Genomic DNA, 15252 nt, shown 5'->3' with positions numbered 1-15252 from the left:
GCGGGCAGAGCAGCCCCACACTTTCTTGAGAGAGGCAGACCGTCGCATGGCCCGACCCCAGTCCCCCCGCGGTGTCACCGTCCTTGGGGAGTGCGTCGCCGACGCCTTCGTCGACCCCGCCGGATCCCGCCCCGGCGAGCTCGCGCTGCGCGCCCTGCCCGGTGGCGGCCCCGCCAACACCGCCGTCGCCCTCGCCCGGCTCGGCACCCCCACCCGGTTTCTCGGTCGGTTCTCCGGCGATGCTTTCGGCACGCTCTTCCGCGCCCGCCTCGCCGCGTCAGGGGTCGACCTGACCGGCAGCGTGGCCGCCTCCGAGGCCAGCACGCTCGCGGTCGCCGATCTGGACGAGACCGGTCAGGCCACGTACACCTTCTATGCCGACAGCGCCGCCGACTGGCAGTGGACCGCCGACGAACTCGCCGCCACCCGACAACACGACGCGGTCTGCCTGCACACCGGCTCGCTGGCACTGATACGCCAACCCGGCGGCAGGCACATCGAGGACCATCTCGCACAGACCCGCGAGCACGCCACCGTGTCCATCGACCCCAACGTCCGGCCGCTGCTCGTCCCGCCCGCCACCTACCGCGAACGGCTCCCCCGATGGTGCGCCCTCGCCGACATCCTCCGCCTCAGTGAGGACGACCTCGCCCTGCTGCTTCCCGGTGCCGGCCCCGAGCAGGCGTGCGACACCTGGCACGCCGCCGGAGTGCGCCTCGTCGTCATCACCCTCGGCGGGCGCGGCGCCGTCGCTTCCCTCGACGGAGTACGGGTAACCGTCCCGGCCCCGGCCGTCGACGTGGTCGACACCGTCGGCGCAGGGGACTCCTTCACGGCGGGCCTGCTGCATCGCCTCGCCGTCCTCGGCCACCTCGGGGGCCGACTCGACGGGCTGAGTCTCGACGACATCACCGACGCCTGCTCCTTCGCCGCCCGCGTGTCCGCGCTGACCTGCTCCGTCCCCGGTGCGAACCCGCCCCGGGCGGACGAGGCGGCTCCGGAGGGCGACGTCAGGCTCCTCCTGCCGCATGCCTGAGCACACGGAACGCCCGTTCCCGCAGCCAGGGCTGCGGGAACGGGTGCCGAGGGGAGTCGACGCGTTGTCACGCCTCCTTGGCAGGCTGCCGCCCAGCAGCCGACATCGGGCGCGTCACGGGCGTCAAGCGCAGCGAGGAGATCAGCGAGCGCCTCGTACGGGACGGCGGGCGGCCGGCCGCATGCGCCAGGGTGTCAGGCTGAGGGCGTAAAGAGGGCGAGGGCCCGCGCAGATTCCCTCTGCGCGTGCCCTCGCTGTCCGGGCTTCATACAGGCGGTTTCCGCAGGCGTGCGTTCAGGCAGGCCGTGTGGTGAGGATCGCGGCGGCGTCGGCGGGCAGCCGGTAGCTGTACGTCGTGCCGCCCCACGGGACGTCGAATGCGGCTGCTTCGCCACCGGAGTTGTAAGTCACCTGCAGCTGGGTGCCGTCGGGCAGGGTCGCGTTCTCGCGCTGGAGGCCGGTGCTCGTGCCCGTGGCCTTCGTGTCCTTGCCCTCCGGGGCGAGGACGGAGACGTCGTGGAGGGACCACCAGCTGCCGGAGCCGGACTTGTTGACCACTCGGACGTAGCGGGCGGTGGTCTTGGGCAGCAGGATTCGGGTCACGGTGCTGCCGGGGCCGGTGGCGATGGGCTCGCCCCAGCTGGTGCCGTCGTCGGAGGTGTACACCTCGTACTGGCGGGCGAAGTCGCCGGGCGAGGCGCTGGTGTCCAGGACGATCTGATCGAAGGTCTGGGTGGAGCCGAGGTCCAGCTGGAACCAGTCACCGGGTTGCATGCCGTGGCCCAGGCTCCAGCGGGTGGACGGGTCACCGTCGATCGCCTTGGTGGGCGGGTCGTCCGAGCTGCTCGCGGAGGCCGTCGCCTGCCAGTTGTCGCGGGGCAGGGCCGTCTCGCCGGTGGGCGGGGTGAGCGATGCGCCCGTGGGCAGGGTGTAGCCGAGCCACTGGTCGCCGACGCGTACCTGGGGCTGCTGGGCGAGAAGGCCGCTGTCGTAGGTGATCAGGGCCTGGCTGCCGTCGGGGTTGCGGAAGGGGATGTCGACCGAGCCGATGGCGGCCGGATCGGTGCTGCCCTGCTGGTTTCCGGCCCAGGTGAAGGTCGCGGCTGCTCCGGCGGCCAGGGTGTAGGTGAAGTGGCGGTCGCCCCAGCCCACGTTGAAGGTGCGCGCCGTGCTGCCGGAGTTATAGGTGACCAGCGCGGTGGAGCCGTCGGGGTTGGTGAAGGCGACGTCCTCGACACTGCCCTTGCCCAGGGTGTTGGAGGCGACGCGCCGGGCGCCGGGCTGGACGAACTTGCTGGCGTGTGCGAGGCCCCAGTAGTCGGCCGTCGGCGTGTAGGTCCACTTGCCGTCGGTGTTCGGGGAGACGGTCACGACGGGGCGGCAGCCCTGGCATCCGTTGTTGGTGGGGCCGCCGCCGGCGTCCAGGGCGAGGTTCCAGCGGATGATGCTCTGGGCCCAGTTGCGCGGGCCGTTGATGACGTTGTCCATGACGCCGGCGAAGGCGCCCTGCCCGTTGCCCTCCCAGCTGCCGCCGGAGCACTCGCTCTGGAAGGCGGGCTTGCCCGGGTAGTCGTTGTGGACGACTGTCTGTGCCGAAACGTCGCCGGCGTAGCAGTGCCAGGCCGTGCCGGTGACGTTCTTGGCGCTCGCCGCGTCGGTGTACAGGGACTCGGGATAGCTGGTGACGTCCCAGTTGTGGTCGTAGCCCAGGATGCCGGTGGACAGGCCATGCTTCCGCAGTGTCGGGGCGAGGTTGTCGTTGATGAAGGTCTTGGCCTCGTCCGCCGTCAGGCTCATGCTCGGGTAGCTGGACGTGTTGTGCAGCGGCTCGTTCTGCGGGGTGACGTAGCGGACGGGGACGCCGGCCGCCGCGTACGCCTTGAGGAACTTGGCGAAGTAGTCGGCGTACGGCTGGTAGGCGTCCGGCTTGAGCCGGCCGCCGTTCATCGAGTCGCTGGTCTTCATCCAGCCCGGCGGGCTCCACGGGGTGGCCATGAGGGTCAGCCGCGGGTTGATCTGCCGGGCCTGCTTCAGCAGGGGGATGGTGTACGACCGGTCGTGGTCGATCGTGAAGTCGGCCAGCGTGGGGTCCGACTCGCCGGCGGGCATGTCGTCGTAGGAGTAGTTGCCGTTCACGGTGAAGTCGCTGGCGCCCATCGGCTGGCGCAGGAAGCTCAGGCCGATGCCGTCGCGGCGGCTGAACAGGTCACGCATCAGCGCGTTCCGCTTTGCGGCGCTGAGCTTGGTGCCGACCAGCCAGGCAGAGGAGTCGGTGAACGAGGCCCCGAAGCCCGTCATCGGCTGATACTTGCGGGTGGTGTCGACCGTGATGGTCGAGCCGGACGGTGCCCGTCCGGCCTTCCAGGTCACCGGCGACTGCTGGGACAGGTACGTCTTTGTGGACGGGTTGGTGACCCAGACCGACGCCTTGCCGGCGGTGCCGGCGGAAGCCGGTGTGGCCGACGGCAGGACGGGGAGCGTGGCGAGCAGGGTCGCGGCGGCTGCCAGGGATGTCCGGCGCCGTTGCCGGGTGGTGGTTCTCATGGTGCGGCTCCTTGCGGGCATGACGGCCTGGCACGGCGGCGCGCGTGCAGGACGTGGGTGGGGCGGGACCGGCGCGTGGGGGCCGGATAAGGGCGCCGGAGCCGGGGTCACTTCAGGCCGGTGGTGGCGATGCCGGCGACGAAGTGGCGCTGGAAGAGGAGGAAGACGATGGTCACCGGGAGCAGGACGACGACGGCGCCGGCGAGCAGGATGCCGAAGCGGGTGAAGTCCTGTCCGCTGCTGGCCAGGGCGAGGCCGACGGGGAGGGTGTACTGGCTCTCGTTCTGGGCCACGACCAGCGGCCACAAGAAGTTGTTCCACGAGCCGAGGAAGGTGATGATCCCCAGGGTGGCGAGGGCCGGCTTGGTCAGCGGCAGGATGATCTTCCAGAAGATGGCGAGCTCGCGGCAGCCGTCGACGCGGGCGGCGTCGATGAGTTCGTCGGGCAGGGTGGAGATGAACTGCCGCATCAGGAACACCCCGAACGGGGTGGCGAGGAACGGCAGGATCAGCCCGAGCAGGGAGCCGGTCAACTGCATGTTGGCCACCAGCACGTACAGCGGTACGAAGGTGACCAGGCCCGGGACCATGAGGGTCGCGATGACGACGGTGAACACGGCCCGCTGTCCGCGGAACTCGAGCTTGGCGAGGGCGTAGCCGAGCATCGAGCAGAAGATCAGGTTCCCGGCGGTGACGGCCAGGGCCACGATCACCGAGTTGGCGAACATCGTCGTGAAGTCCAGGCTGCCGAACAGCTCCTGGAAGTTCGTGAGCGTGGGCCGGGTGGGGATCAGGTCGGGCGGGATCTTGCGGATGTCCGCCTCGGGCTTGAACGCCCCGGACAGCATCCACAGGAACGGCGTGACCATCAGCAGCAGGAGGCCGGTGAGCGGCAGGTACAGCCAGGGGCGGCCCCACTCCTGGCGGATGCGGCGGCGTCGAACGGACTTCTGTACAGCGGGATCGATCGTGGTCGTGGTCATGGGGCATCAGTCCTTGTCGCGCAGCACGCGGAACTGCAGCACGGTCAGCGCGATGATGAGAACGAAGACGACGTAGCCGGCGGCCGATGCGATGTCGTAGTTGCCGTTGCCGAACTGCTTGTAGGCGTACAGCGTGGCCGACAGGGTGGAGTCCAGCGGTCCGCCGTCGGTCATGACGAACGGCTCGTCGAAGAACTGCAGGTAGCCGATGCCGGTGGTGACGGCGGTGAGGAGCAGGGCCGGGCGCAGGAGCGGGAAGGTGACCCGCCAGAAGCGCTGCCAGGGGCCGGCGCCGTCGAGTTCGGCGGCCTCCATCAGGGAGTGGGGCACGGACTGCAGACCGGCCAGCATGATGATCATGACGGTGCCGAGGTTGCGCCACACGGCCATGAGGATCATGACGGGCAGGGCGAAGCGGGTGTCGGCCAGCCAGGCCGGGCCGTCGATGCCGAACCAGGCGAGGACGGTGTTCACCAGGCCCGTGTGGGGTTCGAGGAGGGTTTTCCACACCACGGCGACGGCGACGATGCTGGTGATCACCGGCAGGTAGAAGCCGACCCGGAAGGCGGCTCGGAATCGGCGGATGCCACTGTCGAGGGCGATCGCCGCAGCGAGCCCGGCGGCCAGGGTCAGGGGCAGGGCCGCCAGGACGAACACGGCCGTGTTGCGCAGGGCGGTGAAGAACTGCGGGTCCTGGAAGAGCCGTACGTAGTTGTCGAGGCCGACGAACGACACGTTCAGCGGGGTGCGCAGGTCGGCGCTCTTGGTGTCGGTCAGGCTCATCAGCGTCGACCAGACGACCGGCAGCAGCATGAAGGCGAGGAACAGGGCGAGGAACGGGGCGGCGAGGATCCACGCGGCGCGGGCCTGGCGACCCCGTGCGGTGCTCCGCCGCGGCGAGGAGGTACGGCGGAGCACCGTCGGCTGCTTGCCGGCGGTGTCGTGCCCCTCGGTGCCCTGCCCGGCGATGGTGTTCGTGGACATGGTGGTCATCCGTCCGTACGAGGGATGCGTGCGGCGGCGCTTCAGCGGCCGGTGCCGATGCTGGTGGCCTTGGACTGCAGGGCCTTCTGCACGTCGGCGACGGTGGCCTTGCCGTAAGCGAGCTTCTCCAGCTCGGAGTCGATGGCGTCGGCGATCTGCTGCCAGGTGGTGATCGCCGGGGGCGCCTTGGTGACCTTCAGCTGGGTCTCGAAGGCAGCCATCTTCGGATTCCCGGCGAGGTCGCCCTCCGACCAGGACTGCACGGCGGCGGGCAGGTTGCCGGAGGCGTCCGCGTACTCGGCCAGGTTCTTCGGCTCGGTGAGGAACCGGACGAACTTCCAGGCCGCGTCGGCGTTGTCGGCTTCCTTGAAGACCGCCAGGTCACTGCCACCGGCCAGGCCGGCCGCCTGCGTGCCCTTGGGCAGTGGCATGGTCTGCCACTTGCTGTCCAGCTCGGGAGCGTTCTTGTGGAGGTCGCCGCCAGTGCTGGGGCCCTGCTGCACGGTGCCGATCAGCCCGTTCTGGAGGTTCTGACGGGCGTCGGTCTTGTCGTTCGGCGACAGCTTGTCCTTGAAGAAGCCGCCGTAGTACTCCAGGGCCTTGGTGACCTCGGGCGAGTCGAACGTGAACTTCTTCGCGTCGGCGTCGTAGATGTCACCGCCCTGCTGCCACACCATCGGCAGCCAGAACAGCCAGGAGTTGAAGCCGACCTGCAGCTGAGTGGCGTTGCGCACCTTGGGGTTCTGCTTGCCCGCGGTGGCCTGGATGGTCTTGAGGTCCTTCAGGTACCCGTCCCAGTCACTGGCGGGAGCGCCCTTGATGCCGGCCTTGGTGGTGATGTCGGTCCGGTAGTAGATCACCGACGTGTCCGCGATGAACGGGACGCCGTAGGAGGTGTCCTTGTACTTCGTGGTGTCCCACTGGCCGGGGAAGAACGCGGACTCCTTGAACGAGGCCGGGGTGGCCTGGAAGCCGTTCATGGCGGCCATCTCGGCCATCCAGGTGGAGCCGATCAGGGACATGTCCGGGGTGTTGCCGCCCGCGATCGCGGTGGTCAGCTTCTCGTGCGCCGCGTCCCACGGCACCGCGGTGATCTGGACCTGCACATCCGGGTTCTCCTGCTCGAACTTCTTCGCCAGGCTCTCCAGGTCCTTGTCGGCCTTGTCGCCCATGGACCACATGACCAGCTTGCCCTTGGCCTTGCCACTGCTGATCTTCGTAGGGGCGTTGTCGGCGGCCGAGGAGTCGTCGCTGCGGCCGCAGCCGGTGGCCAGCAGGGCCGCCGCGACGGTGGCGCAGGCTATCTGGAGGGTTCTGGTGGCGGGACGGAGGGTGCTCATGGTTGCGGCTCCTTGCGGTCGTGCTGAACTGGGCGCGGGGGGCAAAAGGGACGGGCAGGGGCGGGACGGCTCAGACTGCGGGGTGCAGGCGGCCGTCGTCGACGGTCACCTCTGCGGTGAGATGCGGATCACGGCTGGAGCGTCCGACGTGGAGTCGGTAGCGGCCGGACGGCGTACGCCACGCGCTCGCCTCGCTGTCCCAGATCCGAAAGACGCGGGCGGGCACGCACACCTCGGCGGTGACGCGGGCACCGGGCGCTGCCTCGACCGTGGCGAATCCGGCGAGCAGGCGCACCGGCCGGTCGGTGCCGTCCCGCGGCGGCTCCAGGTAGACCTGGACGACCTCACGGCCGGCCCGGGGGCCGGTGTTGGTCAGTTCCACGGTCAGGCTGAGCCCGTCTCCGCCCGCGGGGCTGGGCAGATCGGCGGAGACGGGAGTCGGGGAGAGGGTCACGGACTCGTACGTCCACCGGGTCCAGCCCAGACCGTGGCCGAACGGGAAGGCCGGGACGAGCCCGGCCCGGTCCCAGGCCCGGTGACCGACGTGGACACCCTCGGTGTAGTCCACGATGCCGTCGCGGGGGCGGGCGTCGGGGACGGGAACGTCCTCGGCGCGGGCGGGCAGCGTCCACGGCAGGCGGCCCGACGGCTCGGTGCGGCCGAACAGGACGTCGGCGAGCGCGTGGCCGGCTTCCTGGCCCGGCAGCCAGGCCCACAGCAGAGCGGGGGCTTCGTCGGCCCAGGGCAGCAGCACCGGGGCGCCGGCGTTGACGACCACGATGGTGCGCGGGTTGGCGGCGATCACCTTGCGGACCAGGTCGTTCTGGTGGCCGGGCAGGTCGAGGCCGGTGCGGTCCCAGCCCTCGGACTCGACCTCTTCGTTGGTGCCCACCACGACGACGGCCAGATCGGCGGCCTGGGCCGCGGCGGCGGCTTCGGCGATCTCCTCGTACGGGGTGGTCCCCGGCGGCGTGTGCCGCAGCTGGGCGGTGACGAAGCGGCCGTAACCACCGGCGTCGACGACGGTGAGGTCCAGGGCGAGCGCAAGCCTGCGGCCTTCCGGCCCCACCTCGATGTCGACCCCCCGCTGTGGCGGGTGGTTGTGGCTGGATTCCAGCACCAGCTCCACGCCCCGATCGTCGTCCCCGGCCAGGACCTCCGCTCCGTCCGCGCTGACGCTGAAGCGCCCCGCGCAGCCGAACTCCAGGCGGTGCGTCCCCGGTTCGGCGAGGGTCAGCTCCGTGCGCAGCAGCACCCGGTGGGTCTCCGGGGCGAAATCGTCGTACATGGTCCAGTCGCCGGTGGCGCGGGCCTCGCCGCCGATGCGGTTGCCGTCGGCGTCCAGGTGGTCGGCGCGGATGCCCGCCGCGCCGGTGTCGGGATCGGTGAGCAAGTCGGCGGAGGCATACGGCAGGCGCAGGCGGGCGTCACCGCCCCGGTGCACGGTCAGCCGGACGTCCTCGGGGAGCGCGGCCCGCAGCCCGTCCTCGTACGAGACGGTGCGTACCGCCGGGACGAAGGCGCTGCCGCCGCCCTGGAGGTACGGCGCCACTGCGTTGGGGCCGATCAGGGCGACGCTGCGGATGCCGGTCGCCGCCAGCGGCAGCAGGTCGGCCTCGTTGCGGAGCAGGACCGTGCCGCGGGCTGCGACCTCGCGCAGCAACCGGTACTCCTCCGGAGCGGGCCCGGACGGTACGGGGGCCGGCACCGGCTCGTCGAGCGCCCCGACGTGGCGAGCCAGGCGCAGCAGCCGCAGCACCTTGTCGTCAATGACCTGTTCATCCACCTCGCCGACGCGCACGGCCGCCGCGAGCGCGTCACCCCACGGGCCGTCGGGACCGGGCATCACCAGATCCAGACCGCCCACCGCCGAGGCCACGGTGGACCGGGTCGCGGCCCAGTCGCTGACCACGGGCCCGGAAAAACCCCACTCGCCCTTCAGCAGCTCGCGCAGCAGCCGCGCGTTCTCGGTCATCGGCGCCGACTCGGTGTCGTCGTCCAGGCCCGAGTAGGCGGCCATCACGCTCCACGGCTCGGCCTCGGCGAGGACCTGCTCGAAGGGGGTCAGGTAGACCTCCCGCAGTGTCCGCTCGTCCAGCCGGGCGCGGTACTCGGTGCGGTCGGTCTCGGAGTCGTTGGCCACGAAGTGCTTCAGACACGCGCCCACGCCCCGGCTCTGCAGGCCGCGCACGACGGCGGCGGCCAGGGTGCCGGTGAGCAGTGGGTCCTCGGAGAAGTACTCGAAGTGCCGCCCGGCGACCGGCGTGCGCTGCAGGTTCACGACCGGCGCCAGCACCACGTCGACGCCCTTGCGGCGGGCCTCGCCGGCGAACAGCTCCCCCAGCCGCTCGGCGAGCTCGGTGTCCCAGGTCGCCGCCAGCGCGCTCGGCGCGGGGGCCAGCAGCCCGGTCTCGTCAGGGTCGTCACCGGTCCCCCGCACGCCCTGCGGGCCGTCGGACATCGTCACCGCGGACAGCCCCACCCGGGGCTCGGCCGGGAGCCTCCACAGGTCCGCGCCGGTCAGCAGCCGGATCTTGGAGTGCAGGTCCAGGCGGCGGATGCGGTCACGGAGCTCGTTGTCATCGGGGAGGGCAGGGCGGCTCATGCTCGTCCTTCCAGGCCGCAGCGCGGCACGAAGCGGGCGGAACGGGAGCAGGAAAGCACACTTACTAAGTACTTAGTAAGTCCTTGTGCGTAAGTTCTTTCTCAGGTTTGATCGGAGGGTGACCACTGATCGACACCCCCGTAGACTCCGCACGATGAGCGAGAGCACGCCGAACGGGGAGCGGCAGCCCCGCACAGGGAAGAGCCTCAAAGCCCAGCAGCGACGACAGGAAATCCTGCGGATCGCCATGGACACCTTCGCCGCCCGCGGCTACAACAACGCCTCCCTTCAGGAGATCGCCGACCGCGCCGGCGTCACCCAGGCCGGCGTCCTGCACTACTTCCGTTCCAAGCCCCAATTGCTCACCAGCGTCCTCGCCCTGCGGGACGAAACGGACATCGAGCAGCTCGGCCCCGAGCGCCCCCGCGGTCTCGCCTTCCTGCGCCACCTCGTCGACACCGTCCGCCGCAACACCGAACGCGAAGGCATCGTCCGGCTCTACGCGGTCCTCTCCGCGGAGAGCGTCACGGAAGGCCACCCTGCCCAGGACTACTTCCGCGAGCGTTACGCGGGTCTGCGCGCGTTCGTCACCGAGGCCCTCGCCGAAGCCTCCGAACTCGGTGAGACGCGGCCCGACCTCAACCTCGAAGAGGCAGCCACGGCGATCATTGCCGTCATGGACGGCCTCCAGATCCAGTGGCTGCTCGCTCCCGAAACCATCGACATGGCCGCCGCCACGGACCGGGTCATCAACGCGCTCCTGGCCGACTTGTCAGGTGAGCGCGCCTGACCAGCAGTGGCCCGTCGGACGGTCGCAGGCCCGTCCGACGGCTGGCCGGAGCGGTGCAGCTCAAGTCCTGCACTGGGTCAAGGAGGCAGGGTGGAGCTGCTACAGCTTGGCGGGCTTGTCACCTGCGTCCGTCTGCCGGAGGTAGCGCGGGGGCTCGCCCGCTCCGAGCCCAGATTGCGCATCAGCGTCGTGTTCCTCAGGGTGCTTCATGTGCCTGCAATGACCCCATCCGGTCGGCCTGCCACTGAAACGGCACGGGACTCCACCAGCCATCGGGCAGGAAGTCTGCCGGTGAGCGGGAACGCCGCACAGTGGATGATCCCACCAGCACCGGCACAGGGGGTTGACGGTCCCTCAGAGCCACGGTTGCGGCCAAGCGGAATGCCCGAGTGCCGGCGCTCCGGCGAGGCCCGTTACAGTCGGCAGCGAGGGAGTGGTCGCCTAGGCAGGCACCAAGTCACCCAGCGCTTCGCGAAGGGCCGTGACGACCACCGGCCCCGCTTCTGCCACCTGCCGCAGGTCATCGCTCTTCATGTAGCGGTAGCTCTGCGGCGGGTGAAAGGTCCCCGTCGCACGCAACGCGCTGAGTGACACCGGCTCGTCGAACGGCACCGGAGCTTCGAGCGTGAGGCCGCTCGCCTGGGTGGCGCCACTCATGTAAGCGTCGTACTCGCGCCGGGTGATGCCTGTTTGCGCGCGGTGGGCAGACCAGACCTCCTTCGGGGAGGCGACGTGGACTGCGGCGATGCGCGCCATGCCCACCAGGGCCATGGTGGGCGCGGTCGCGTACAGCAGAACCGGGGTTCCAGGAGGAACGGCGACGCGCTGGCGGCGGACCTCCACCGTCTTGCTGCCAGCCAGGATCGCGGTGGCGAAGCGCGGGTGGACGGACAGCAGCATCGCGCGTTCCGGATCGTTCACGTCTTTCGGTGCCCCTCTTTGTAGACCGCCTGGAACAGCTCGTTGCTGATCTTCGACAGCGAGATCAGCGACAACGGTAGTCCCAGCTCCTTGGCCAAGGAGGTCAATCGCCGCAGCGTCACCGGCCTGGGGAAGATCTCGGTGTCCGAGAACCTCAGCGCCATGGCGCGGCCGGAGGCATCAGCGGCTCCTTGTACCTCGGTCCGACCATATACGCCCAGGTGTTCGAATTTCGAGAAGAGGGTATCCGGAGTGTCGACGAGCACCTCGTCGAGTCGCGAACTACCCACCACCATCTGGCCGTCCACGCCGGCAGCGCCCTCGCTGACGTACCAGAGAAGGCGGGCGGGAACGCTCTCGCCTCGATGCCCCGAGGAACGGTAGTAGACGTGCTCCCTACTGATGCCCAGGACATGGCTGCGCGGCAGGAGCATGGCCGGGACGTTGAACAGTTCGGTGGACCAACGCGGCTTGATCGGCACCAGGAAGGACGGCAGCTCCGAGTCGATGACCTTCGCCGGCCACCAGGCGCGTTCCACCAGGGCGGCCACCTCGGCGGGCATCCCGGCATGCAGGACAGCTGTCTCCACGGTCAGCTCGCGAGCAAGTCCGCCTGCCACGGCTTCCACCTCGGCTGCCGGTCCGCACACGTTCACCAGCAGGGCGACGAGTCTGCCGTCGTGCTCGAAGAAGCCGTCGTCCCCGGCGGCGGCCTTGGCGACCGCGGAGGGATGGGGATCGGTGATCCGTATGATCTCTGCGCCACACTCGCGTCCGAGGCGCTTGAGCAAGAAGAGGAGTTGCCGGGCCAGGGTCTCTTCCAGCGCGTGGTCGGCGGTGCGGAGAACGGGGACGATCAGTGTCCGCCCGTCCAGCGCCCACGCGTAGAGGGCGACGGGGTGGCCCTCGCCGTCCCGCAGTAGCTCGCGGCGCCATACGACCGTGTCCGCGTGCAGGGACCGCAGGCGCTCGGCGAAGGCCGAACCATCGTCGCCGCCTGACTGGTTGAAGAACGCGATCAGCTCATCCTCTGCGCCCGGCGACACCTCGGTCGACCGGAAGTCCGTCCCCATCAGGTCGGCCGGACGGTACACCTGGGCCTGCCGCAGCTCGTCCACATGCAGCGTCACGGTTGAGGGCGATACGACGCGAACCCTGGCGACCTCCCACGCCACGTCGGCCAGACGGGACAGGAGCGGGCTCCGTGTGGCCAGCACTTGAAGGCCGGCGCACGATGTCTCGGCCACGTACCGCGCGCACCGTCGAAGTGCCCCGTTGGCAGGCAGGTCCGGGAGCGACTCCGCGGCCCCGCTGACCAGTTCAGCCGTTCGTTCGGCCACGGCCGCGGGATCGGGGGCGAGCCGGCGTAGTCCGTGAAGCGCCGCCCTCTGGTGCTGGCGCTCGGCGGTGTCGGTGATGTCACGGATGTCGTGGACCAGTTGGGGTGTGTAGGCGAGCTCGACGAGATCCGTCATCCAGCCCGCTTCCAACGCGCGCGATTGCTCTGCGTCGGCTGTGTCGGTGAGCCCGCGCAGATCGGCGAACACCCCATGGTCGACCGTCACCACCAGCAGGGCGTCGCTCTCCACCTCCGTGAAGAGGTCCGGGTGCCCTAGGTCCAGCCACCATCCGTCGAGGATCTCTCCATCCCGGCCGCGTCCTCGTACCTCGCCGTTCGGGACGAAGCCCAGACTCGTCCACATATCGCTGAGGTTGTAGTCCCGTCGGCACTTGGCCTTGATACCGAGCCGTTGCGGATACTTCTCCTTGATCGCCTCTACCAGCAGCCGAGCGATGCCCCTTCCGCGCTGCTCCTCCGCTACACACAGGTGGGCCAGGCGTATGTGCGCGCTCCTCTTCGGGAGCCCGAACAACGCGTAGCCGATCACCTCGTCCGCTTCAACGGCGACCAGAAGTCCACCGTCCTCCGCCGCCTGGCGGTACGCGGGAGGCGTCAAGAGCCCCAGCGTCTTGGTGTAGCGATCGCCCAGCGCGATGGCCTTGTCAATCAGTTCGTTCCGCGCAGGCCCAACCGACAACAACTTGATCGCCACTGCTCCCCCTCCGGCAGGCCGGCCGAGACCAGCCTCAACTCCCCTGTCAGTACATACAGGGAAAGCTGATCTCAACGCAGGCCGTCCCTCAAGGGGGCACGAGGGGCGCACGGTGCTGCAGGGGCCGTATGGCCACCGCGGCGTCACGCTTCTGCGGCCGGCCTTCCCTCCTCAGCTGCCCCGCGCAGTTGCTGCCGCACCTCGGCGTCGATGCCCTGAGCCAGCCTTCGCTGGTGCTTCACCGTCGAGTGCTGATAGATCAGCTGGGCTCGCTCCGAGGACTGGCCGGCGCGGACCATGAGGTCCTTCAGCTTGGCGCCCGTGTCGGCGGCGAGGGTGTTGCCGGTGTGGCGGAGGTCGTAGAAGCGGAAGTTGTCCGGCATGCCGACCTTGGTCCTCGCCCTACGCCACTTGCGGCCGAAGGTCGAGCGGCGGAAGGGGGCACCCTTCTCCCCGACGAAGAGGAGGCCGTCCGGCTCCTTCTCGGCGAACCACTGGAGGTGGCGACGCAACTCCGGGAGCAAGAAGTCGGGCAGGTACACGGTGCGTTTGCCCGCGCGGGACTTGGGGTCGCCGGTGACCCGCCTGCCGTTCGTCAGCTCGGGGGAAGCGTGCGTGACACGCAACGAGCATTCGTCAAGATCGACACTGTGACGGCGCAGTTCGGCCAGTTCCTCGGGGCGGAGGGAGGCGAAGGCGCCGAGCAGGACCATCAGCCGCCAGCGCGGGCCCATGGCGTCGGCGAGGTCGAAGACCTGCTCGATGGTGGCGGTGGGGCGTTCGTCGGCCTCCTCCTTACCTGCGCCCTTGATGCGGCAGGGGTTGCTGCGCAGGAGGTCGTCGTCGACCGCCGTCTGCAGGATGGCCTTCAGCAGGCGGTACGACTTGGCGACCGTGGTGGCGCCGGTCGCCTTCAGCCGCTCGGCTCGCCATGTGCGGACGGAGGGCGGGGTGATCTCGTCCAGGTCCTTGCCTCCGAAGGTGGGCAGAAGGTGCAGGCGCAGCAGGCCGTCGTAGCGATCGACTGTGGTCGGGGCCAGGCCGCGCTCCCCCATCCAACGCAGCGCGTACTTCTCAAAGCTGACCGCACCGGCGTCCGGGTCGCGCCAGTGGTTGCGCTCGATGTCGGCGCGGGTGAGGTTGAGCCAGTCCTGGGCGTCGGACTTGGTCTCGAACGTCTCCGGCGCCTTGTACCGCTGGCCGTCCGGTCCGACGTAGCGGGCCTGCCATCGGCCTGAGGCGAGCTTGCGTACCGTGCCGAACTCGCGCCGCCGCTGCGACTTGCGTCCCGCCATCAGGCCGCCTTCCCGTAGCGGGCACGGGTGCGGCGGACCGGCTCGACGGTGCGTGCGTCGACGTACTCGGCGACCGCGCTCTCGGGGATGCGGACAGGGCGGCCGAGCTTGACGTAGCGGATGCGGCGTTCGGCGATGAGGCGGCGGACGAAGCGCTCGCCGGTGCCGAGCATTTCGCCCGCCTCGGCCACTGTCAGGAGGCGGTCAGCCATTCACGATCACCTCCTTCGCGGCGGAGCGCTGGGCACGGGGAAGGGCAGGGGGTATTGAGGGTCGGTGCAAGGGCGGTGGGTCCTCACTCAGGTGCGGGTTGGAAGAGACGAGCCTCGGTGTGGCCGGGCAGTTCAGGCAGGCCAGCCGCGCAGCAGCATGGAGGCTGAGACGTGGAGTGCCTCGGCGATCACGACGAGGTCGTCGACGTCGCATCGGCGCTGGGCGCGTTCGATGCGAGACAGCATGGTGTTGGACATCGGGTGGCCGAGCGCGGTCACGCGGGCGGCGAGCTGGCGTTGCGACAAGCCACGTTCGGTACGGAGCATTTCGATACTGCGGGCCATCCGTATTCCTGCGGGTCCGATTTCCAATGAGCGGGCGGGCATGGCTCCATTTGTAGCGTCCATTCGCCGGTTTGGTTAACCGGCGATCGTGGTCTATGTTCCGCTCGCGCGGTTCGCCGGCGACGCGGTTCCTGGTGGTCGGG

The 15252-nt window shown here is 69.8% G+C and carries 12 protein-coding genes; 2 read left to right on the top strand and 10 right to left on the bottom strand.

The window, feature by feature from the left end; all coding sequences use genetic code 11:
* The first annotated feature begins 46 nt into the window (after positions 1 to 46).
* Positions 47 to 1036 carry a carbohydrate kinase gene (locus ABZ192_RS00885; RefSeq protein ID WP_356922392.1) on the top strand — a complete coding sequence of 330 codons (990 nt, stop codon included), beginning with the start codon at positions 47 to 49 and terminating at the stop codon, positions 1034 to 1036.
* A 294-nt stretch (positions 1037 to 1330) separates the two neighbouring features.
* Here the strand turns inward: ABZ192_RS00885 and ABZ192_RS00880 are convergent, their stop codons facing one another.
* The 5 genes from ABZ192_RS00880 to ABZ192_RS00860 form a co-directional block, all read right to left on the bottom strand.
* Positions 1331 to 3580, bottom strand: coding sequence for a discoidin domain-containing protein (locus tag ABZ192_RS00880; protein ID WP_356922391.1), 2250 nt, complete (start codon positions 3578 to 3580; stop codon positions 1331 to 1333).
* 107 nt (positions 3581 to 3687) lie between these two features.
* Positions 3688 to 4563 carry a carbohydrate ABC transporter permease gene (locus tag ABZ192_RS00875; RefSeq protein WP_356922390.1) on the bottom strand — a complete coding sequence of 292 codons (876 nt, stop codon included), beginning with the start codon at positions 4561 to 4563 and terminating at the stop codon, positions 3688 to 3690.
* 6 nt (positions 4564 to 4569) lie between these two features.
* Positions 4570 to 5547 carry a sugar ABC transporter permease gene (locus ABZ192_RS00870; protein ID WP_356922389.1) on the bottom strand — a complete coding sequence of 326 codons (978 nt, stop codon included), beginning with the start codon at positions 5545 to 5547 and terminating at the stop codon, positions 4570 to 4572.
* A gap of 41 nt (positions 5548 to 5588) precedes the next feature.
* Positions 5589 to 6887 (bottom strand): extracellular solute-binding protein, encoded by a 1299-nt coding sequence (locus ABZ192_RS00865; RefSeq protein WP_356922388.1) that lies wholly within the window; start codon positions 6885 to 6887, stop codon positions 5589 to 5591.
* Between the two features lie 70 nt (positions 6888 to 6957).
* A complete protein-coding gene (locus ABZ192_RS00860) occupies positions 6958 to 9492 on the bottom strand; it encodes a glycoside hydrolase family 3 C-terminal domain-containing protein (protein WP_356922387.1) in 2535 nt (844 codons plus the stop codon).
* Positions 9493 to 9739: 247 nt separating this feature from the next.
* On the opposite strand from ABZ192_RS00860, the gene ABZ192_RS00855 reads away from it, so the two are divergent.
* The gene (locus ABZ192_RS00855; RefSeq protein ID WP_356922612.1) at positions 9740 to 10282 is read left to right on the top strand and encodes a TetR/AcrR family transcriptional regulator; all 543 of its coding nucleotides are present in this window, start codon (positions 9740 to 9742) and stop codon (positions 10280 to 10282) included.
* Between the two features lie 441 nt (positions 10283 to 10723).
* Here the strand turns inward: ABZ192_RS00855 and ABZ192_RS00850 are convergent, their stop codons facing one another.
* The 5 genes from ABZ192_RS00850 to ABZ192_RS00830 all read right to left on the bottom strand — a co-directional run bounded on the left by ABZ192_RS00850 (position 10724) and on the right by ABZ192_RS00830 (position 15151).
* On the bottom strand, positions 10724 to 11203 hold the full coding sequence (locus ABZ192_RS00850) for an ASCH domain-containing protein (protein WP_356922386.1): 480 nt from the start codon (positions 11201 to 11203) through the stop codon (positions 10724 to 10726).
* A complete protein-coding gene (locus ABZ192_RS00845; RefSeq protein ID WP_356922385.1) occupies positions 11200 to 13257 on the bottom strand; it encodes a GNAT family N-acetyltransferase in 2058 nt (685 codons plus the stop codon). Before ABZ192_RS00845 ends, ABZ192_RS00850 begins: the two co-directional genes overlap by 4 nt.
* Positions 13258 to 13400: 143 nt before the next feature.
* Complete coding sequence (locus tag ABZ192_RS00840) at positions 13401 to 14552, bottom strand: site-specific integrase (RefSeq protein ID WP_356922384.1); 1152 nt, start codon at positions 14550 to 14552, stop codon at positions 13401 to 13403.
* Positions 14552 to 14764, bottom strand: a complete 213-nt coding sequence (locus ABZ192_RS00835; protein WP_242709562.1) for a helix-turn-helix domain-containing protein — start codon at positions 14762 to 14764, stop codon at positions 14552 to 14554. The genes ABZ192_RS00840 and ABZ192_RS00835 overlap by 1 nt, the downstream gene beginning before the upstream one ends.
* A 132-nt stretch (positions 14765 to 14896) precedes the next feature.
* Complete coding sequence (locus tag ABZ192_RS00830) at positions 14897 to 15151, bottom strand: helix-turn-helix transcriptional regulator (protein ID WP_356922383.1); 255 nt, start codon at positions 15149 to 15151, stop codon at positions 14897 to 14899.
* Between the last annotated feature and the right edge of the window lie 101 nt (positions 15152 to 15252).

It is taken from the genome of Streptomyces sp. NPDC006235, assembly GCF_040613735.1.
Classification (GTDB): domain Bacteria; phylum Actinomycetota; class Actinomycetes; order Streptomycetales; family Streptomycetaceae; genus Streptomyces.
The sequence above is the reverse complement of the archived record's forward strand: the minus strand, read 5'-3'. Positions and strand labels throughout refer to the sequence as shown.